Source organism: Klenkia terrae (assembly GCF_037083865.1).
Classification (GTDB): domain Bacteria; phylum Actinomycetota; class Actinomycetes; order Mycobacteriales; family Geodermatophilaceae; genus Klenkia; species Klenkia terrae.
Map to the genome: position 1 here is coordinate 19,917 of NZ_JBAPLV010000001.1, position 18,667 is coordinate 38,583.

Annotated in this window: 15 protein-coding genes and 1 tRNA gene; 3 read left to right on the top strand and 13 right to left on the bottom strand. The window is 73.9% G+C overall.

Going from position 1 to position 18,667, the window contains the following annotated elements:
* Nucleotides 1-32: 32 nt before the first annotated feature.
* Nucleotides 33-1,637 carry a phospholipase D family protein gene (locus UXQ13_RS00085; RefSeq protein ID WP_225234298.1) on the bottom strand — a complete coding sequence of 535 codons (1,605 nt, stop codon included), beginning with the start codon at nucleotides 1,635-1,637 and terminating at the stop codon, nucleotides 33-35.
* A 59-nt stretch (nucleotides 1,638-1,696) separates the two neighbouring features.
* On the opposite strand from UXQ13_RS00085, the gene UXQ13_RS00090 reads away from it, so the two are divergent.
* Both UXQ13_RS00090 and UXQ13_RS00095 read left to right on the top strand, forming a co-directional pair.
* A complete protein-coding gene (locus UXQ13_RS00090; RefSeq protein ID WP_225234299.1) occupies nucleotides 1,697-2,962 on the top strand; it encodes an aspartate kinase in 1,266 nt (421 codons plus the stop codon).
* Nucleotides 2,959-3,990: an aspartate-semialdehyde dehydrogenase gene (locus UXQ13_RS00095; protein WP_225234300.1), complete on the top strand. Its 1,032-nt coding sequence runs from the start codon at nucleotides 2,959-2,961 to the stop codon at nucleotides 3,988-3,990. Before UXQ13_RS00090 ends, UXQ13_RS00095 begins: the two co-directional genes overlap by 4 nt.
* Nucleotides 3,991-4,032: 42 nt before the next feature.
* Here the strand turns inward: UXQ13_RS00095 and UXQ13_RS00100 are convergent, their stop codons facing one another.
* From UXQ13_RS00100 to UXQ13_RS00140, 9 genes are all read right to left on the bottom strand, one after another.
* Complete coding sequence (locus tag UXQ13_RS00100) at nucleotides 4,033-5,838, bottom strand: S9 family peptidase (protein ID WP_336391594.1); 1,806 nt, start codon at nucleotides 5,836-5,838, stop codon at nucleotides 4,033-4,035.
* Between the two features lie 11 nt (nucleotides 5,839-5,849).
* Nucleotides 5,850-6,917 (bottom strand): hemolysin family protein, encoded by a 1,068-nt coding sequence (locus UXQ13_RS00105; RefSeq protein ID WP_225234302.1) that lies wholly within the window; start codon nucleotides 6,915-6,917, stop codon nucleotides 5,850-5,852.
* A complete protein-coding gene (locus tag UXQ13_RS00110; RefSeq protein ID WP_225234303.1) occupies nucleotides 6,914-8,260 on the bottom strand; it encodes a hemolysin family protein in 1,347 nt (448 codons plus the stop codon). Before UXQ13_RS00110 ends, UXQ13_RS00105 begins: the two co-directional genes overlap by 4 nt.
* 55 nt (nucleotides 8,261-8,315) lie before the next feature.
* A complete protein-coding gene (locus UXQ13_RS00115; RefSeq protein WP_225234304.1) occupies nucleotides 8,316-9,665 on the bottom strand; it encodes an amidase family protein in 1,350 nt (449 codons plus the stop codon).
* Nucleotides 9,666-9,702: 37 nt separating this feature from the next.
* The gene (locus tag UXQ13_RS00120; RefSeq protein WP_225234305.1) at nucleotides 9,703-10,581 is read right to left on the bottom strand and encodes a DUF350 domain-containing protein; all 879 of its coding nucleotides are present in this window, start codon (nucleotides 10,579-10,581) and stop codon (nucleotides 9,703-9,705) included.
* Entirely contained in the window at nucleotides 10,581-11,897 is a 1,317-nt protein-coding gene (locus UXQ13_RS00125) for a glutathionylspermidine synthase family protein (RefSeq protein ID WP_225234306.1), read from the bottom strand. Before UXQ13_RS00125 ends, UXQ13_RS00120 begins: the two co-directional genes overlap by 1 nt.
* A gap of 1 nt (nucleotide 11,898) precedes the next feature.
* Nucleotides 11,899-12,303, bottom strand: a complete 405-nt coding sequence (locus tag UXQ13_RS00130; RefSeq protein ID WP_225234307.1) for a hypothetical protein — start codon at nucleotides 12,301-12,303, stop codon at nucleotides 11,899-11,901.
* 58 nt (nucleotides 12,304-12,361) lie between these two features.
* Nucleotides 12,362-12,438, bottom strand: a tRNA-Pro gene (locus UXQ13_RS00135).
* A 16-nt stretch (nucleotides 12,439-12,454) separates the two neighbouring features.
* Nucleotides 12,455-13,390, bottom strand: coding sequence for a metallophosphoesterase (locus tag UXQ13_RS00140; RefSeq protein ID WP_225234308.1), 936 nt, complete (start codon nucleotides 13,388-13,390; stop codon nucleotides 12,455-12,457).
* Nucleotides 13,391-13,442: 52 nt separating this feature from the next.
* Here UXQ13_RS00140 and UXQ13_RS00145 point away from each other — a divergent pair, with 52 nt between their 5' ends.
* Entirely contained in the window at nucleotides 13,443-13,895 is a 453-nt protein-coding gene (locus UXQ13_RS00145) for a GatB/YqeY domain-containing protein (protein ID WP_336391595.1), read from the top strand.
* Nucleotides 13,896-13,980: 85 nt separating this feature from the next.
* On the opposite strand, the gene UXQ13_RS00150 is transcribed toward UXQ13_RS00145, so the two are convergent.
* From UXQ13_RS00150 to bagA, 3 genes are all read right to left on the bottom strand, one after another.
* Nucleotides 13,981-16,305 carry a penicillin-binding protein gene (locus tag UXQ13_RS00150; RefSeq protein ID WP_336391596.1) on the bottom strand — a complete coding sequence of 775 codons (2,325 nt, stop codon included), beginning with the start codon at nucleotides 16,303-16,305 and terminating at the stop codon, nucleotides 13,981-13,983.
* Between the two features lie 99 nt (nucleotides 16,306-16,404).
* Nucleotides 16,405-17,586 carry an ATPase BagB gene (gene bagB / locus UXQ13_RS00155; RefSeq protein ID WP_225234310.1) on the bottom strand — a complete coding sequence of 394 codons (1,182 nt, stop codon included), beginning with the start codon at nucleotides 17,584-17,586 and terminating at the stop codon, nucleotides 16,405-16,407.
* The gene (bagA, locus tag UXQ13_RS00160) at nucleotides 17,583-18,557 is read right to left on the bottom strand and encodes an ATPase BagA (RefSeq protein WP_225234311.1); all 975 of its coding nucleotides are present in this window, start codon (nucleotides 18,555-18,557) and stop codon (nucleotides 17,583-17,585) included. Before bagA ends, bagB begins: the two co-directional genes overlap by 4 nt.
* Between the last annotated feature and the right edge of the window lie 110 nt (nucleotides 18,558-18,667).

An 18,667-nucleotide genomic window follows, 5' to 3' on the forward strand; every position in this document is an offset into this window, starting at 1 on the left:
GCCGCGCACGCCGCCACCGTAGCAGCGCCCGGTCAGAAGGTGTGCCTACGGCGCAGCCGCAGCGGTCGGCCGTCGGGGTCGTGGACCAGGCGGTACAGCGGGGTGGCCCACAGCTGCTCGACCCGGGTCAGCTCGGGACGGCGGTGCGGGCGGATGCGGCCCGGCGGGCGCGGCCCCACCCGGCCACCGGCGTACCAGGCCTCCAGCGCGTCGGCCGTGGCCACGCACGCGGCGACGAACTCGTCGGGGTCCAGCAGGCCCTCGTCGTCCGTGCGGTCCAGGTGCTCGCGGCCCAGCTCCAGGCGCAGGTCCCGGGCGAAGGTGCGGGCGCCGTCGCCGAGCCCGGCGGGGTCGCGGGGCTCGCGGGGGTCCTGGGTGGGGTCCAGGACGGCGTTGGACAGCTCGCTGTCGTGGGTCCAGGAACGGCGGTTCATGTTGTCGCTGCCGACCTCGGCCCAGACGTCGTCGACGACGCAGACCTTGGCGTGCACGTAGACCGGCGTCCCCTCGTGGTTCTCCAGGTCGAACACGTGCACCCGGCCCGGGGCGGCCTCCTGCAGCAGCTCCATGGCCTGGCCCTGGCCGTGCTGCTGCGGGCGCTCGGAGAACGCGCCCTGCTGGTCGGGCACCCGCGGGACGACGACGACCAGCTGCAGCGTCTCGTGCTCGCGCAGCGAGGAGGCCAGGTGGTCGGCGATGTCGGTGGACCACAGGTACTGGTCCTCCAGGTACACCAGCCGGCGCGCCCGGGTCAGTGCCTTGGTGTAGCCGCGGGCGATCGACCGCTCGCCCTCCGGCGCGAACGGGAAGGCCGGCCAGACCTTGGGGTAGGTGCGCAGCGTCTGCACCAGGTGCGGCCCGCACTCCGGCGGCGCCGGCGGCTGCTCGGGCAGCGGGGTGGCGTCCATCTGGTTGCGGCCCAGCCACTGCAGAGTCTTGTCGTGCAGCCAGGCCACCGGGTTCTCCGAGGCCGGGCTGGTCGGGTCGTCCCAGCGCTCCCGGAAGCAGTCGTCCAGGACGCCGACGACGGGCCCGCGCAGCTGCAGCTGGACGTCGTGCCAGGGCGGGGTGTCCCCGTAGGCGTCGGACATGTCCTGCGGCTGCGGGTCGCCGCGGTGCTCGGCGTCGTCCCGGCGGGTGTGCCCGAGGTCGATGCCGCCGGCGAAGGCGATGTCGCGGGAGGGGTCCTGCGGGTGCCGGCAGATCACCAGCTTCTGGTGGTGGCTGCCCAGCCGGCGGACCCGCTGGTCCCGGACGACGACCGCGCCGTCCTCCTCCAGCTCGCGGTCCAGGCTGGCGTTCTGCTCCTTGGAGAAGCTCAGCCCGTCCCAGTGCGAGCGCCAGACCAGGCCGCGGACGCAGACGCCGCGGCGGGCCGCCCGGGAGAACAGCTCGTCGACGGTCGGGCCGTCGGGGCGCAGCTTCTCGTCCGGGTCGCCGCGCCAGTCGGTGAAGAAGAGGTGGTCGCCGGGGCCGAGGTCCTCCACGGCGTCGACCAGCCGGTCGAAGTAGGCGGCTCCGTGAACCAGCGGGACGGCGTCGTTCCCCGCCGTCCAGGCCGGGATCGCGGTGGCCGGGTTGTCGCGCTCGGCGGTGGTGAGCAGCCAGGCGCGGGCGTCGTCCTCGGGTTCGGGCACGCAGGTGATCACACCACCGCGGCGGGGATCCGGCTGGTCGGGCGGTAGTCTCGGGCCCCGTGGCCCTGGTCGTGCAGAAGTACGGCGGTTCGTCCGTCGCCAACGCCGAGCGCGTCAAGCGCGTCGCCGAGCGCGTCGTGGCGGCCAAGCGGGCCGGGCACGACGTCGTCGTCGTCGTGTCCGCGATGGGCGACACCACCGACGACCTGCTGGACCAGGCCTCGCAGATCACCGCGGACCCGCCCGGTCGCGAGCTGGACATGCTGCTGACCGCCGGCGAGCGCATCTCCATGGCGCTGCTGGCGATCGCCATCTCGGTGCACGGCTACCAGGCGCGGTCGTTCACCGGCTCGCAGGCCGGGGTGATCACCACGTCCAGCCACGGCAAGGCGCGGATCATCGACGTCACCCCGGGCCGGCTCCGGTCGGCGCTGGACGAGGGCTCGATCGTCATCGTCGCCGGGTTCCAGGGCGTCAGCCAGGACACCAAGGACATCACCACGCTGGGCCGCGGCGGCTCCGACACCACCGCGGTCGCGGTGGCGGCGGCGCTGCACGCCGACGTGTGCGAGATCTACACCGACGTGGACGGCGTCTTCACCGCCGACCCGCGGATCGTCCCGAACGCCCGGCGGCTGGACACCGTCACCTACGAGGAGATGCTGGAGCTCGCTGCCTGCGGGGCGAAGGTCCTCATGCTCCGGTGCGTCGAGTACGCCCGCCGGTACGACATCCCGGTGCACGTCCGCAGCTCCTACTCCCAGCTCCCCGGCACCACGGTGTCCGGCTCGATGGAGGACCTCACGGTGGAACAGGCGATCATCTCCGGCGTCGCGCACGACCGGAGCGAAGGCAAGATCACGGTCTACGGGGTCCCGGACCGGCCGGGCGAGGCGGCCCAGCTGTTCCGCGTGCTGGCCGACGCCGAGATCAACATCGACATGATCGTGCAGAACGTGTCGACGGCGGCCACCAAGCTCGCCGACATCTCCTTCACCCTGCCCAAGAGCGACGGGCCCACCGCGCTGGCCGCGCTGGAGAAGGTCAAGCACACCGTCGGGTTCACCGACGTCGTGTTCGACCAGCACATCGGCAAGGTGTCCCTGGTCGGTGCCGGGATGCGCTCGCACCCGGGCGTCTCGGCCAAGTTCTTCGGCGCGCTGGCCGACGCCGGGGTCAACCTGGAGCTGATCAGCACCTCGGAGATCCGGATCTCCGTGGTCTGCCGGGACGCCGACGTGGACCTCGCCGTCCGCGCGGTGCACGACGCCTTCGAGCTGGGCTCGGACGTCGAGGCCGTCGTCTACGGGGGGACCGGGCGATGAGCCGCCCGCTGCACCTGGGCGTCGTGGGCGCGACCGGGCAGGTCGGCGTGGCGATGCGGCAGATCCTCGCCGAGCGGGATTTCCCGCTCGCGAGCATCCGGTTCTTCGCCTCCGCGCGCTCGGCGGGCACCACCCTGCCCTGGGGTGACGGCGAGGTCACCGTCGAGGACGCCTCGACCGCCGACCCGACCGGGCTGGACGTCGCGCTGTTCTCCGCCGGCGCCACCACCTCCCGCGCCCAGGCGCCGCGGTTCGCCGCCGCCGGCGTGACGGTGATCGACAACAGCTCGGCGTTCCGCAAGGACCCGGCGATCCCGCTGGTCTGCAGCGAGGTCAACCCCGGCGACATCGCGCTCGCGGGCGAGGGCCGGATCATCGCCAACCCGAACTGCACCACGATGGCCGCGATGCCGGTGCTCAAGCCGCTGCACGACGAGGCCGGGCTGGTCCGGATCATCGCGTCGACCTACCAGGCGGTCTCCGGGTCCGGCGTCGCCGGCGTCCGGGAGCTGCACGGCCAGGCGCTCGCGGTGGTGGAGAAGGCCGACCAGCTGGCCTACGACGGGTCGGCGCTGGCCTTCCCCGACCCGGCCGTCTACGTCGCGCCGATCGCGTTCAACGTGCTGCCGATGGCCGGCTCCGTCGTCGACGACGGCTCGTGGGAGACCGACGAGGAGCAGAAGCTCCGCAACGAGTCCCGCAAGATCCTCGGCCTCCCCGACCTGCGGGTGTCGGGCACCTGCGTCCGGGTGCCGGTCTTCACCGGGCACTCGCTGTCGCTCAACGTGGAGTTCGACCGGGCGATCACCGTCGAGCGCGCCCGCGAGCTGCTGGCGTCCGCGCCCGGCGTCGAGCTCGTCGACGTCCCCACGCCCCTGCAGGCCGCGGGCCAGGACCCGTCCTACGTCGGCCGCATCCGGCAGGACGGACCGAACGGGCTGGCCCTGTTCGTCAGCAACGACAACCTCCGCAAGGGCGCGGCGCTGAACACCGTCCAGATCGCGGAGCTCATCGCCGCTCAGGCGTAGTGGAGTCGCTGCGCACCGGGGAACGGTGCGCAGCGACCCCGCTCAGGGCGCGACGTGGCGGAGGGCGAAGTCCAGGGCGGTCTCGACCTGGCGGATCGTCTCCTCGATGACCAGCGAGCCGTGGCCGGCGTCGAAGCGGTAGACCTCGTGCGCCTTGCCCCGCTCGACGAGCGCGGCCAGGTAGTTGTCGATCTGCCGGATCGGGCACCGCGGGTCGTTGGCGCCGGCGACCACGAGGACCGGGGCGGCGACGTCGTCGACGTAGGTCAGCGGTGAGGACCGGCGGTAGACCTCGGGGACGTCGGCCGGCGAGCCGCCGAACAGCGCCCGGTCGTAGGCTCGCAGGCCCTCCATCTCGTCCTCGTAGGCGGCCAGGTAGTCCGCGACCGGGACCTCGGCGATGCCGGCGGCCCAGCGGTCGGGCTGGGTGCCCAGGCCGAGCAGGGTGAGGAACCCGCCCCACGAGCCGCCGGACAGCAGGCAGCGGGCCGGGTCGACGACGCCCTCGGCGACCAGGGCGTCCTGCACCGCGGCGACGTCCTCGAGCTCGGTGAGCCCGGGCCGGCCGGTGAGCGCGTCGCGCCAGGCCGAGCCGTAGCCGGAGGAGCCCCGGTAGTTCACGTGGACGACGGCGTACCCGGCGTCGACGTAGGCGGCCCGGCGGGCCCGGTAGCCGTCGTCGTCGGCCGCCTCGGGTCCGCCGTGCACCAGGAACGCGGTGGGGAACGGCCCCTCGCCGGCCGGGCGGACCAGCAGGGCGTGGATGTCCCCGCCGGGGCCGGGCACCCAGCGGTCCTCGACCGGGTAGCCGGCCGGGGGCTCGTCGCCGGGGGCGGCCAGCACGACCGGGCCGTCGGCCCGGCGGATCACCGGCGGTCGCTCGGAGGAGGACCAGGCCAGCTCCACCGAACCGTCCGGGCGGGCGGTGGCGCCGCGGACGACGCCGGGCGGGGTCTCCAGACGGGTCAGCTCGGCCGTGGCCAGGTCGTAGCGGTACAGCTCGCTGCGGGCGGCGTGGTCGTGGCCGACCAGCAGCGCCGAGCCGTCGGGGTACCAGCCGGCCGTCACGTCGCCGGGCAGGTCCAGGACCAGCTCGGTCTCGGTGTCGGCGGCGACGTCCCAGACCAGCAGCTCCTCGCGGCCGCGGCGCTCGTGGCCGACCAGCAGCCGGAGGTCACCGGGCACGGGGGAGAAGCCCAGCGCGTGCAGGCCCAGCTCCTCGCCGTCCCACTTCTCGGCCACCACCCACGGGCTGTCGGGCTCGGACTGCGCGTGCCCGTCGGGCAGCGCGGCCACGTCGAGCACCCGCAGCGCGGGGTAGCGGGGGTCGCCGTGCTCGGAGTGCGAGAGCACCAGCCGGTCCTCGTCGCGGGACAGCGCGTCGACCGAGGCGGTGTCGGGCGTGCGGTAGAACACCCGGGGTGCCTGGCCGTGCGGGGCCAGCCACAGCTCGCTGCCGTCGTCGGTGGACCGGCCGATCGCCACCAGGGTGCGGCCGATCTCCAGGCCGGCCGGGTACGCGGGCTCCACCTCGGGGACGGCGACGGCGTCGGGGCCGCCGGCGAAGGGCTGGGTGCGCCAGACGCCGAACTCGTCGCCGTCGGTGTCGGCGAACCACCACACGGTCTCGCCGTCCGGGCTCAGCGTGGCCGCCAGCGTGCCGTTGGGCCGGTCGGTGACCTGGCGCTGCGCACCGGTGTCCCGGTCCCAGGTGTACTGCTCGACGACGCCGGTGACGTCGGAGGCGAACAGGCAGCGCTGCGGGGCGTCCTCGGCCCAGTCGGGCAGCGAGACGCGGGGGGCGCGGAAACGGGCCTGCCAGCGGGCGGTGACGTCGGGGGGGAGCACACCCCCATCCTTCACCTCCCGCCGGCGCCGCCGCCCACCGACGGTGCCGGGCTGTCCACCGCGGCGTCCCGGACGTCGCCGATGAGCTGCTCGAGCACGTCCTCCAGCGCGACGACCCCGATCACCTCGCCGTCGGAGACCACCCGGCCCAGGTGCACCCCGGCCCGGCGCATCTCCTGCAGCACCTCGGGCAGCGGCTCGTCGGCGGCCACCTCGACGAAGTGCTCGACGGCGTCCTCGGGCAACGGGCTGTCCCGGTCGGCGGCGCCCAGCACGTCCTTGACGTGCACGTAGCCCGCCCACGACCCGTCGGGCGCGCACAGCGGGTACCGGCTGAACCCGTGCTCGGCGACGACCGCCTCCAGCTCGCGCGGGGTGATCCCTCGGTCGACGGTGACCAGGTCGGCCGAGGGCAGCAGCACCGAGCGGGCGTCGTGGGTCTCGAAGGTCAGCGCCCCGGCGGCCAGCTCGCCGACCTCGTCGCCGAGCAGCCCCTGGCTGCGGGACTGGGTGATCATCGAGCGGATCTCCGAGCTGTCGAAGCTCGCCGACACCTCGTCGGTCGGGGTCACCCCGAACAGCCGCACGAAGCCGTTGGCCGTGGTGTTGAAGAACCAGATCAGCGGCTTGAGCACCCGGACGACCTTCGTCATCGGCGGGCCCAGGGCGATCGCGGCGCGGTCGGGGCCGGCGATGGTGATGTTCTTGGGCACCATCTCCCCGAGCACCATGTGCAGCACGGTGACCAGCCCCAGCGCGACCACCAGCGCGATCGGGTCCAGGAACCCCTCGGGGACGCCGGCGGCCTCCAGCGGCACCTCGATCAGGTGCGCCACGGCCGGTTCGCCGACCGCGCCCAGGCCCAGCGAGCACAGCGTGATGCCCAGCTGGGCGCCGGCCATCATCTGCGACACGTTGCGCATCGCGTCCAGCGTCCGCTGCGCCCGGGCCGACCCGGCGGCGGCGCGGGGCTCGATCTGGTCCACCCGCGCCGAGACCAGCGCGAACTCGGCGGCGACGAAGAACGCGTTGCCCAGCAGGAGGGCGACCAGGACCGCCAGGGCGAGGACGTCGCTCACGACTGCGCCACCTCGTGCTGGCGGGCGGGCAGCTCGGCGCCGTCGTCCGGGGGCGGCAGCGGGTCGGCGTGCAGCACGGCCACCCGCCGCCCCTCCAGCCCGGCGACGGTGAGGCGGTAGCCCTCGACGGTCACCTCGTCGCCCTCGGCGGGCAACCGGGCCAGCTGCTGGGTGACGAACCCGGCGACGGTCTCGTAGCGGCCCTCGGGGACCGGGATGCCGGTGCGCTCCCGGACCTCGTCGGGGCGCAGCAGCCCGGAGACCTCCCAGCCGTCGTCGCCGCGGCGGCGCAGCTGGCGCAGCGGGCGGTCGGTCTCGTCGGTGATCTCGCCGACCAGCTCCTCGACGATGTCCTCCAGGGTCACGATGCCGTGCGTGGCGCCCCACTCGTCCACCACCAGGGCCAGCTGCAGGCCCTCGTCGCGCAGCAGGTCCAGCAGCGGGTCCAGGCGCAGCGTGCTCGGGACGGCGAGCACCGGCCGGGCGAGCTCCCCGGCCGTGCGGGTGCCCCGCTCGTCCTCGGGGACGGCGACCGCCTGCTTGACGTGCACCAGCCCGGTGACGTCGTCCAGGTCGCCGTGCCAGACCGGGAACCGGCTGTTGCCCGAGCGCACCGCGGCCTCGACCACCTCGGCGGCGGTCGCGGTGTCGGGCAGGGTGACCAGCCGGGTCCGCGGGGTCATCACGTCGGTGGCGTACTTGTCCCGCAGGCCCAGGGACCGGTCCAGCAGCCGGGCGGCGGTGGGGGAGAGGTCGCCCTCCTCGGCGCTGCGCCGGGCGACCGCGGCCAGCTCACCGGCACCGCGGGCGTCGTCCAGCTCCTCGCGCGGCTCGATGCCCAGCGAGCGCACGATCGCGTTGGCCAGCCGCTGCAGCGCGCGGACGAGGAACCCGAACACCGCGGTGAACGCCCGCATCCCGGGCGCGACGGCGGAGGCGACGGCCAGCGGGCTGGCGATGGCCAGGTTCTTGGGCCCGAGCTCGCCCAGCAGCATCTGCAGCGTGGTGGCCAGGGCGATGCCCAGGACCACCGCCACGGCGGTCGCCGTCCCGCCGGACAGCCCGAGGGACTCCAGCGGGCCGTCCAGCAGCCCGCCGATCGCCGGCTCGGCCAGGTAGCCGACCAGCAGCGTGGTCAGCGTGATGCCCAGCTGGGCGGCCGACAGCTGGGTGGACAGGCCCTTGAGGGCGGTCACCACGCCGGCGGCGCCCCGGCGTCCCTCGTCGGCGGCCTCGGCGGCCTGCCCGCGGTCCACGGTGGTGCACGAGAACTCCGCCGCGACGAAGAACCCGGTGAGCGCGGTGAGCACGACCGCGGCGAGCAGGAACAGCCATTCGGTCATCGGACCCCAGCGTGGGGGTTGCGGAGCACAACCGCTCGTCGGACGGGTGTGGTCCTCAGGACAGCAGTTGCTCCACCCGCCGGGCCACCGCGAGCAGCTGGGCGTCGGTGCCGGGCAGCGTCTCCAGCGACAGGCCCACCGGCAGGCCGGCCGGGGTGGTGCCGCAGGGCAGCGAGACCGCCGGCATGCCGGCGGTGGACCCCGGTCCGGTGTTCTGGATCGTGGTGCCGAAGACGGGCACCTGCTCGCCGTCGAGGTCGGTGGTGTCGTCGTCGCCCAGCGGCGGGGCGGTCAACGGCACGGTCGGGTAGACCAGGGCGTCCAGCCGGCCCCCGCCGTCCAGCTCGTGCGCGGCGGCGTAGGCCGCGCGCAGCTCCTCGCGCAGCTGCAGGCACTCCGCGTAGGCCACCCCCGACACCGGGTCGCCGATCGCGTGCTCCAGGGCGCCGCGGACGTCGGGGCTGGCCACCCCGGCGACCAGCTCCTCGAAGGTGGGCCCGGCGTCCAGGCTGCCGAGGTAGGCCGGCAGGGTCCGCAGCACCTCGTGGAACACGATCGGGAACCCGCAGCGGGCGTCGAGCTCGTGCGCGGCCACCACGTCGACCTCGACCAGGTCGACCCCGGCGGCGACCAGGGTGTCCAGGGCCCGGCCGACGGCGTCGGCGACGTCCTTGGCCAGCCCGTCGAAGAAGCCGGGCAGCGGGACCCCCAGCCGCAGCATGCGGGCGTGCGGCACGGTGGCGGGCGCGGCACCGGCGACGACCTGGTCGAGCAGGACGACGTCGGCGACCGTGCTGGCCAGGGCGCCCACGGTGTCCCGGGTGCTGGACAGCCCGACCAACCCGTCGGCGCCACCCCAGCGGCCGACGGTGGGCCGGTAGCCCACGATGCCGCAGTGCGCGGCCGGCACCCGCAGCGAGCCGCCGGTGTCGGTGCCCAGCGCGACCGGCACCACCCCGGTGGCCACCGCCACCGCGGACCCGCCGGAGGAGCCGCCGGCCGAGCGGGTGGGGTCGTGCGGGTTGCGGACCGGGCCGTAGGCGGCGTTGTTGCTGGTGATGCCGAAGGCCAGCTCGTGCAGGTTGGTCTTGCCGACCACGGTGGCCCCGGCTCCCCGCAGCCGGGCGACGGCGTGGTGGTCGCGGCCCGGCCGGGAGCCGTGCAGGGCGGAGGTGCCGCCGCTGGTCGGCAGGTCCACGGTGTCGATGTTGTCCTTCACCGCGATCGGCACACCGGCCAGCGCCCCCTCGGGCGCCAGGCCGGGGTCGACCCGCTCGGGGTCCACGACGGCCAGGAAGGTGCCGAGGTGGTCGACCGCGTGCGCCCGGGCCGCGGCGTCGGTGAGCCGCTCGGCGGCGGTGCCGCCGCGGGCGCGGGAGATGTCCAGACGATCCAGCCGTGCCATGTCCGCGACCGTACCGATCCGGTTCCGGGGCGGCAGGTCAGAGCTGTGCGGCGACCACCGTGGCGACCGGCAGGGCGATGACGACGAACAGCCCGGACATCAGCCCGGCGGCGACCACCTGGCCCTCGCGCTGGATCGAGGCGACCGTGACCCCGCGCAGGATGACCAGGTCCACCAGGAACCGGAACAGGTAGAGCGTCACCACCGCGATGACGGCGGTGGCGGCGAAGGCGGCCAGCCCGGCACCCCACCCGGTGAAGTCCCCGGCCACGCCGACCCGGACGACGAGGGAGACCGCGACGAGGATGCCGCCGATCTCGAACGCGGCCGGCAGCGACCCGGCGGCGATGCCGCGGCGGACGAGCCCGTGGGTGACCAGGTCGTGCAGGAAGTACACCCCGATCACCACGAGCAGGCCGAGGACGGCGAAGACCACCGTGCTGGCCAGCCCGGTCTGCCAGTCCGGCGAGCTGCCGATCAGCGACCCGTTGAGGATCAGCCCCAGGCCCAGGTAGAAGCCGGCCTCGACGACGCCGATCGCCACGTTGCCCTCCCGCATGGCGGCCACGTTGTCCACCCGCAGCAGGACGACCTTGTCCACGACCACCCGGGCGACCAGCAGGGCCACGAACACCCAGGCGCCCTCGAGGAGCAGGTTGGTCAGCGCGCTCCAGCCGATCTCGTCGTACCGGTACTCCAGCGAGTTGAGCATGCCCACGACGAGCGCGGCCGACAGGCTCAGCCGCTGGATCATGTAGCCGGCGTTGCCGCGGGTGATGATCTCGGCGTTGTCGTCGAAGGAGGTCAGCGCGTTCACCAGGTACCAGAACGCGGCGACGAACGCGGCGACGACGACGACCTGGAGCGCGGCGATCGGCCAGTTGGCCAGGTAGTCGCGGGCGGTGTCGAGGAACATCAGGCTCCCTGCTGGGTGGGGCTGCCGTGGCCGACCACGTGCGGCACGAAGTAGCTCTGGTTGTCGGTGATCAGGCCCGGGCTCTCCCGGATGCCCATCCCGGCGGGCTCGCCGTCGACCATCCACAGGCCCAGCACCGGGTGGTGCGACCCGTCGGGGCCGGGGAAGTCCGGCAGCGGCGCGTAGGACTGCAGCACGTAGCCCTCCTCGCCGTAGCCGCCACCGGTCGAGGCGATCGTGGCGCCGTCCTCGTAGATGGTGATGTTGGCGCCCTCGCGGGACAGCAACGGCTTGCGCACGTGCGACTCCTGCATCCAGCCGGGGACGTCGTCGTCCTCGAAGTAGGCCGGCAGGATCAGCGGGCTGCGCGCGGGGTCGGTGCCGAACAGCTGCCACAGCACCGGCAGCAGGCCCTTGTTGCTCCACAGCATCTTGTAGGGCGCCTCGATCCACACGGTGCCGCCGGGGCGGTCCATGTCGGCGAAGGCGGCCCGGCCGAAGTCGTCGTGGACCAGCCACTCCCACGGGTAGAGCTTGAACAGCACGTCCAGGTGCCGGCCGTCGGCCGGGTCGCCCTCGAAGAACCCGCCGGTCGCCTCGTCCAGGGTGATCTGGTTCATCATGATCGACCGGGTCTTGTACCGGGGGCGGCCGCCGTCGGTCACCTGGGTGCAGGCATCGCGCATGAGGAACGTGTTGAACAGGTCCTCGCCGGACCGGTCGGCGCCGTCGCAGGCGAAGTAGACGACGGGGTCCTTGCGCAGCCCCTTCTCGATCAGCCCGAGGTTGCGCTCCCAGGCGCGGGTGAGCCGCTCGAAGATCGAGTTCCACTGGTCGCTGCCCTGGCCGGTCTCCCTGAACCACTCCCACTGCACGTAGGCCGACTCCGGCAGCGACGTCGGGGTGTCGGCGTTGAACTCCAGCAGCTGCGGGCGGCGCAGCGTCGGGTCCAGGCGGGACTGCCGGCTGTCCCCGCCGTACCGGACGTCGAACCGGCCGAACACGCTCTGCTTGGAGGGCTCGTCGTTCCAGGTGCCGACCACCTGGCCGTGGGTGTACTCGGGGATGCCCATCTTCAGCATCAGCTCGGGGTGGGCGACCATGTGGTCCCCGGCCTCGACGCACATCTCGAACAGGGTCGCGGCGTCGCGCTCCAGCTGGGCGACCTCCACGGCCGTGAAGTCGTAGAACTGGCCCTCGCGCCAGTAGCTGGTCGTGCTGCCGTCGGGCAGCTCGGTCTCCCAGTAGGTCAGGCCCTGGGCGGTGACCGTCTCCTGCCAGCCCGGCCGGACGACGCCGTCGTGGACGCGACGCACGTCAGCTGCCCGACGAGCCGAAGCCGCCGCCGCTGCTGCCGCCCCCGCTGTCGATGCTCGTGCCGAAGCCGCCGGACCGGCTGCCCCCGCTGCCGCTGGTGTAGCTGCCCGAGCCGGGCAGGCCCGCGCCGCTGCGCGCCGAGCTGTCGCCCGGGTTGATCGTCTGGCCACCCGAGGGGACGGTGGCGCCGCGGGACAGCGTCCGGCCGGGGGAGCCCAGCCAGATGAAGTAGCCCCCGCCGCCGTTGTACCCGGAGTCGCAGTAGTCGTCGTCCACGACCTGGTTGGACTGGTCCACGCAGTAGGCGACCTCGTCCTCACCGCTGGAGCAGCCCGAGGCGGTGAAGGCGATGACCATCGCGGCGGTCAGGGCCGGGACCCGGCGCAGGCCGGAGGCGCTGTTCACGGCGGGATCATGGCACACGCACAGAGGCCCGTCCCTGGCGGGACGGGCCTCTGCGTGGTGGTCGGGGTGACAGGATTTGAACCTGCGGCCTCGTCGTCCCGAACGACGCGCGCTACCAAGCTGCGCCACACCCCGAGAGCCGTCGATGAGCTTAACGCACGCTCCCCGCGGTGCCGACGGCGGTGTCCCGGGGAACCAGCGTGAGCAGGGTGGCCTCGGGCGGGCAGCACAACCGGTAGGGCGCGTACGGGCTGGTGCCCAGGCCGGCCGACACGTGCAGCCAGGTGCCGTTGGCCGCCGGACCGGGCGGTGACCAGCGGTGCAGCCAGCGCGCCTTGTCCCGGGGGATGCCGCAGTTGGTCACCAGCGCGCCGTAGAACGGCACCCGCAGCTGGCCGCCGTGGGTGTGGCCGGACAGCACCAGGTCGTGCCCGTCGGCGGCGAAGCGGTCGAGCACCCGGGGCTCGGGGGAGTGCACCAGGCCCAGCCGCAGGTCGGCCCCGGCGTCGGTCGGGCCGGCGACGGCGTCGTAGTCGTCGCGCTGCAGGTGCGGGTCGTCCACGCCGCGGACGGCGATCCGGCGGCCGTCGACCTCGACCACCGCCGTCCCGTTGGTGACGTCGGCCCAGCCCCGCCCCAGCATCCCGTCCCGGAGGTCGCGCCAGGGCAGCTCGTCGCCGTGCACCCGCTTGTGGTCGGACTTGAAGTACTTCAGCGGGTTCTTCGGGCGGGGGGCGTAGTAGTCGTTGCTGGCCAGGCAGAACAGGCCGGGCCGGTCCAGCAGCGGCTCCTGGGCGGCCAGCACGATCGGCACGGTGTCGTGGCCGGCCAGGTTGTCGCCGGTGTTCACCACCAGGTCGGGGGCCAGCGCGTCGAGGGCGGCCACCCAGTCGCGCTTGGAGGTCTGCCCCGCGGTCATGTGCAGGTCGGACAGGTGCAGCACGGTCAGCGGCCGCTGGCCCTCGGGCAGCACCGGCACGGTGAACCGGCGCAGGGTCCAGTGCACCCGCTCGACCAGGCTGGCGTAGCCGACGGTGGCGAGGCCGGCTCCGACGACGGCGGCTGGGACGGCGAGGGCGGGACGCACCGGGGGAGCTTAGGACGGGAACCCGTTCGCCGGGCGTGACAGGCTTCGGTCCATGTCCGACCTCAAGCAGAAGCTCCGCGACGACCTCACCACGGCCATGAAGGCCCGCGACGAGCTGACCACCGCCACGCTGCGGATGGTGCTGGCCGCCGTCACCGCCGAGGAGGTGTCGGGCAAGCAGGCCCGCGAGCTCTCCGACGACGAGGTGCAGGCCGTGCTGCGCCGGGAGGCCAAGAAGCGCCGCGAGGCCGCCGAGGCGTTCGGCGGCGCCAGGCGCGCTGAGCAGGCCGCCCGGGAGCAGGCCGAGGGCGAGGTCCTGGCCGGGTACCTGCCGGCGCAGCTGACCGACGAGGACCTGGTCGCGCTGGTCGCCGGGGTGGTCGCGGCGACCGGGGCCAGCGGCATGGGCGACATGGGCAAGGTCATGGGCCGGGCCAATGCCGAGGTGGCCGGCCGGGCCGACGGCGGCCGGGTCGCCGCGGAGGTCCGCCGCCAGCTGGGCTGACGTCTGCGGACGCCGCGAGGGCCGGTCGACCTGGTGGTCGACCGGCCCTCGCCGTGTCGTGCGGTTGCCCCTGCGCGGGGCCCGGTCAGCCGGGCTGGCCGTCCCCGTTGGTGTCCGGTGCGTTCGGGTCGACCGGGGCCGGTGCCGGGGCCGGGGCGGGCGCGGGGGCCGGGGCGCTGTAGCCGGAGCCGTTGCTGACCTGGACCGACACCGCGCCGCCCTCCTGCACCCGGCTGCCGGCGCCGGGGTTGGTGCCCACGACGGTGCCGGCCGGCTCGCTGGAGTCCACGCTGGTCTGCCCGGCGTAGCGCAGCCCGGCGCCCGTGATGGCCGACTGGCAGTCGCTCACCGAGCTGCAGCCGGGCACCGCGCGGGTGTTCCCGTTCTGCACCGCGGCGTCGGCCGGCGGGAAGGGGGCCGTCTGCTGGGCGTTCAGGATGGGCTCCATCGCGTCGTTCCAGATGGTCGCCGGCTTGCCGCCGCCGAACCCGCCGACGTCCTCGTTCTCCTTCGGGTTGAGCACCATCACGCTGGCGGTGTACTCCGGGGTGTAGCCGACGAACGCGGCCGAGTAGTTGCTCTGCGACGTCCCGGTCTTGCCGGCGATCTGGTGGCCCGGGACGTTGGCCCGGGTGCCGGTGCCGATCGAGCTCTGCACGTCGCCGATGAGGATCTGGTTCATCGTGTTCGCCACCCCGGCCGGGATCGCCTCCGGGTTGCAGGAGTTGCCGGTGTTGATCGGCGTGCCGTCGGGGAGGGTGGCCGGAGCACCGGCGCGGTCGGTGATGGCGGTGACCGGCGTGGGGTCGCACTGCGTCCCGCTGGCCGCCAGCGTGGAGTACGCACTGGCCAGGGCCAGCGGGCTGGTGGCCTCGGCGCCCAGGGTGAACGACCCACGGTTCTCCTCGACGATCTGGTCGGCGGTGGCGTCGATGGAGCTGAGCCCCATGCGCTGGGCGACCCGGACCGGGGCCTCCACGCTGCCCAGGGCGTCCTCGAGGGCCAGGAAGTAGGTGTTGGAGGACCGGACCAGGGCGCCGTCCATGTCCAGGGTCGGCGGGTAGTTGTTGCCCACGTTGCGCACGCAGTAGTACCCGTTGGAGTTCACCCCGCGGCACTCGCCCCGGTAGACCCGCGACACGTACGGATTGGGCGTGGTGAGCGTGTAGTACTGCGAGAAGCCCTGCTCCAGCGCGGCGACCGCGGTGAAGACCTTGTACGTCGAGCCCGAGCCCTGGCTGGACGCGGTGTTGAGCACGACCGACTCGCACGCCGGGTTGGCGGCGTCGGAGCAGAACTGCCGGTTGACGCTCATCGCCAGCACGTGCCCGGTACCGGGCTGGACCGCGGTGTAGATCCCGGCCAGCGAGTCACCCATGGGCAGGGTGTTGAGCACGGCCTGGTCGCCGGCGGCCTGCATGTCCGGGCGCAGCGTGGTCTGGATCGTCAGGCCACCGTTGTCGATCTGCTGCTGGGTCATGCCCAGCGTGCCGGTCAGGTAGGACTGCAGGTAGGAGCAGAAGAACCCGCCGATCGAGGCCCCGACGCAGTTGCGGGCCGGCGGCTGCCCCTCGGCGGTCACGACGGGCTGGGCGGTGGTGTCGGCCAGCTCCTGGTCGGTGATGTGGCCCAGGTCGCGCATCCGGTTGAGCACGACGTCCCGGCGGGCCTGCGCGTTCTCCGGCTGAGCCAAGGGGTCGTCGTTGGTCGGGCTCTGCACCAGGCCGGCGAGCACCGAGGCCTGCGGCAGGGTGAGGTCGATCGCGTTCACCGAGAAGTACCGCTGGGCGGCGGCCTGGATGCCGTAGGCGCCGGCGCCGAAGTAGGCGATGTTCAGGTAGCGGGTGAGGATCTCGTCCTTGGAGTAGGTCTCCTCCAGGGCGAGGGCCAACCGCGCCTCGCGCAGCTTGCGGCCGACGGTCTGCTCGTCGGCGGCCGCGGCCTCCTCCGGGGTGTCCGCGGTCTGCAGCAGGGTCTGCTTGACCAGCTGCTGGGTGAGCGTCGAACCGCCCTCGGCCACTCCGCCGGCGGCGATGTTCGCGGCCAGCGCACGCAGGGTGCCCTGGACGTCGAGGCCGTTGTGGTCGTAGAAGCGGCTGTCCTCGATGTCGACGATCGCCTGCTTCATGACGTCGGAGATCTGGTCCGCGGCCACCGGCGTGCGGTTGTGCTCGTAGAAGTTCGTGATCACCGTGCCGTCGGCGGCCTTGACCACCGTGTTGCCGTTCGGCGTCTGGTCGGTCAGCTCGACCGGCAGCGCGTCCAGCAACGAGGCGGAGTTCCGGGCCACGAGCCCGGTGCCCCCGACGAAGGGCAGCATCATCCCGGCGACGAGCGCTCCGGCCACGACGACGGTGGCGACGAGCTTGAACAGCGCGCCGATCTTGGACACGGCATGGGTCTCGGACATCGCAGGCCAAGGTACCTGCCGGATCCACCCGGACGGGCGTGTCGAGCAGGAATCACCGGGCGGGCGCGGGTGCCCCGCCCCACCCGTCCCAGCCGGGGGTCAGCGGCGCTGCGGGAGGATGCGGGAGCGGGGAGTGCCGGTCCCGGTGTCGGCGTCGTCGGCGGTGAGCGCGGCGGCCATCACCTCGAGGTCGGCCAGGTCGTGCACGTCCCCGGCCGCGGCCGGCACCGTGCGGACGGCGACGCCGGCGTGCGCCTGGGCGAACCGGTCGGCCAGCCGCTGCTCGCGGGAGGCCTGCGCCATGCGCTCGGCGTGCACGCGCAGCGCCCCGGCGGCCAGCTTCGCGCCCTTGCCGCCGGCCTCGGCGACCGCCTCGGCGGCGGCCTCGGCGCGGGTGGCGCTCAGCGCGGTCGTCGCCGGCGGGTGCGTGCGGTTGAGCACCAGCCCGGCCAGCGGCATGCCCTCGGCGGACAGCCGGTCCACGAAGTAGGAGGCCTCCCGGAGCGCGTCGGGCTCGGGGGTGGCCACCACGACGAACGCCGTGCCGGGCTGCTTGAGCAGTTCGTAGGTCGCCGTGGCCCGCTCGCGGAAGCCGCCGAACATCGAGTCCAGCGCGGCGATGAAGGTGGCGATGTCGCCCAGCAGCTGCCCGCCCAGGATCTTGGAGATGATCCGGCTGAACAGGCCGAAGCCGGCGCTCACCATGCGCAGCCCGGCGCGGCCGCCGGCCCGGGCCGGTGCGGTCAGCAGGCGGATCATCGTCCCGTCCAGGAACCGGGCGAGCCGGTCGGGGGCGTCCAGGAAGTCCAGCGCCGAGCGGGACGGCGGGGTGTCCACGATGACCAGGTCCCACTCGTCGCGCGCCCGCAGCTGGCCCAGCTTCTCCATGGCCATGTACTCCTGCGTGCCGCCGAAGGAGGAGGACAGGGCTTGGTAGAACGGGTTGGCCAGCACCTGCTCGGCCCGCTCGGGGGTGGAGTGCGCCACGACGACGTCGTCGAACGTGCGCTTCATGTCCAGCATCATCGCGTGCAGCTCGCCGGGGCCACCGGTCTCGATGCGGCGCGGTTCGTTGTCCAGCTCCTCCAGGCCCAGCGACTGGGCCAGGCGGCGGGCCGGGTCGATGGTGAGCACCACGACCGAGCGGCCGGCGGCGGCCGCGGCGAGCCCGAGCGCGGCCGACGTCGTGGTCTTGCCGACCCCGCCGGCGCCGCAGCACACGACGATGCGGGTGGCCGGGTCGCGGACGAGGGCGTCCAGGTCCAGGGCGGGAGAGGTCACCGGAGCACCTCCAGGCGGTCGGCCAGCTCGTGCAGGGCGCCCAAGTCGACCGGGCCGGTCAGCAGCGGCAGCTCGGTGGTGGGGCGGCCCAGCTCCGCGACCCGGCCGCGCAGCGCGTCCTGGGAGCGCCAGCGACGGGCGTGCTCCACGGCCTCCTCGACCAGACCGGCGGCGATGGCGGGGTCGGCCGGCAGCCCGCCGGCGGCCAGCGCCGGGGCCAGCTCGGCCGCGGTGAGACGGCCGTCGGCGGCGCGGGCCAGGCTGGAGGCGGGCAGCAGCGGCTCGGTGGCCATGTTGACCAGCACCGACCCGACGGGGAGGCCGGTGGCCTCCAGCTCGGCGATCGCGTCGGCGGTCTCCTGCACGGGCATCTCCTCGAGCAGGGTGACCAGGTGCACCTTGGTCTGCGGTGACCGGAGCACGGCCATGACGCCGTCGCTCTGGGTCTTGATCGGCCCGGACCGGGCCAGGCCCGCCACCTCGTCGGTGACGTTGAGGAACCGGGTGATCCGGCCCGTCGGCGGTGCGTCGACGACGACCGCGTCGTACACCCGCTTGCCGTCGACCCGGCGGGTCACGGCCTCCTTGACCTTGCCGGTGAGCAGCACGTCGCGCAGGCCCGGGGCGATGGTGGTGGCGAAGTCGATCGCGCCCATCTTGCGCAGCGCCCGGCCGGCCCGCTTCATCGAGTAGAAGAGCTCGAGGTACTCCAGCAGCGCCTCGTCGAGGTCGATGGCCAGCGCCTTGACCTCGCCGCCGCCGCGGGCGACGGCGACCCGGCGCTCCTCGTAGGGCAGCGGCGGGGTGTCGAACAGCTGGGCGATGCCCTGCCTGCCCTCGGTCTCCACCAGCAGCGTGGTGTGCCCGTCGGCGGCGAGGGCGAGGGCCAGGGCGGCGGCGACCGTCGTCTTCCCGGTGCCCCCCTTGCCCGTGACGATGTGGCAGCGCACGGGAGGGGGATCGGACGTCACGCATCTGAGCCTAGGAGCAGGAGCACCCGCCCGCTCCCCGCTGTCCGCCAGCTCACGGCGGGGCCCCCGCGGCGGGGCCGTCCCAGCACGCCACCCGCGGGGGCGCTAGC